At 47.5% G+C, this 1,517-nt stretch carries 1 protein-coding gene; it reads left to right on the top strand.

Going from position 1 to position 1,517, the window contains the following annotated elements; genetic code table 11:
* Nucleotides 1–276 precede the first annotated feature (276 nt).
* Nucleotides 277–1,086, top strand: coding sequence for a hypothetical protein (locus tag CX651_RS19690; protein ID WP_101057797.1), 810 nt, complete (start codon nucleotides 277–279; stop codon nucleotides 1,084–1,086).
* Nucleotides 1,087–1,517 lie beyond the last annotated feature (431 nt).

Here is a 1,517-nt window from a genome sequence, read left to right as displayed (position 1 = left end):
TTTTGATCCTTTCAGTGAGATCGTCAAGCGATCTGTCTTAACTGATCGGCATTAGGCGCTGTGGCAAAGTATCTTGGACAAAGAGGGTAAGAAAAACCACCTGGCAATCTTTACCAACACCGAAACTGGCAAGGTACGTTACTTTTGGCAGGATAATAAAGGTAATCTATTACCTCCCAAAGATGGGGCACTCCAAGAGTTCACCATCCCTGAGTTTGAGACAGTCAAGAGTACATTTGCCGATGGATTAAACGCATTGAAAGGAAACAAATAACCATGACCAAAAAAATCCCCCAACTCTCGGCGGAGCAGCTTGCTACTGAACTTCAAATTGATCTGGATGATATCGCCCGAAAAAAAGCCTTGGATGAAGCCGGATTTTACAAGGATTATGAAAAAGAAAGTTATTACAGTGGCCGCGGTTTTGATCAAGCCTCTGTGGCCATGTCCTATGCACTGAACCAAAAATTTGATGAGGCCAAGGCCGCTTTCAAAAAAGCCGCCGAGTATCAGTTACGGCCACTTAAAATGGCTTTTGACCCGACTGACCCGGAGTTTATCGGCGAAAAGGTATCTCGAGGAAATCAAGCTATCAATGTCGTCAGTTGTTTCAACTGCGCCATGGCCGCCGGTGAGTTGGCTATCGCCAAAGAAGCCTGCTTGCTGTACCCGGAAGGGCACTTCCCCGGCAACCCCAAACCTGATACTGCGGATGATTTAGTGCATGCCCTAAAAGCCTGGTTTAACGGCGACCATGATAAAGCCAGTGCCCATTGCCAGAAACGTCTGGACGAATACACCGCCAAGCCCAGCAAAAAAATTACCTTCCGCAGCAATTACTTTACCCTACATCTGGCGCTGTGGGGGATCATTCACAAAGATGCGTTGAGCTTTGAAGATGGTATTAAACGCAACTTAGCTATTTGGCACCATGGCGCCCGTTACGGCGAAGAAAGCGGCACAACTCGCGGCCATTATGCCGAGTTTGCTGTGGCGCTGACCAACTTGGGGATCCATGCTGGAATGGAGCAGCCGGTCGTTGACCCATTCATCCCCCAGGGGTTGGTGTGGGTAAAGCCTGATTAAAGTTCACGCACACTCAGTAAGAACATACGGAACATACAGGACATCCAAAACACTTTCTGAGCCGCAAGGAAGCACGTTGCAGGGGGCAGTCTCTGATAAATAACGACAGTTTTTTGGAAATGAGACTCTCTGAGACGCTCACTTTCGAAGATTTATGCAGAATTGCAGTTGCCAGGCATGCTTTCGGCAGGCTTATGAACATACAGGACATCCTAAAAGCCGAACATACAGAGAACATACAGGACATCCTAAACACTTTCTGAACAGCAAGGAAGCACGCTGCTGGGTGTCAGTCTCTGATAAATAACGACGTATTTTTGGAAGTAGGCTCTCTGAGACGAGTAATTTGCATGCTTCATACAAAAACTGCGGTTGTCAGGCATGCCAACGGCAGGCTTAAGCCTGTTGCTGCAATATCACCAAGGGTTTAA

Origin of the sequence: Shewanella chilikensis (assembly GCF_002836945.1) — a bacterium.
Taxonomy (GTDB): Bacteria; Pseudomonadota; Gammaproteobacteria; order Enterobacterales; family Shewanellaceae; genus Shewanella; species Shewanella chilikensis.
Note: the sequence above shows the minus strand (reverse complement) of the source record. Positions and strands in the feature narration are given on the sequence as shown.

Coding starts and splice junctions, on each gene's coding strand:
- CX651_RS19690 (WP_101057797.1), top strand. CDS start 277: ATGACCAAAAAAATCCCCCAACTCTCGGCGGAGCAGCTTGCTACTGAA.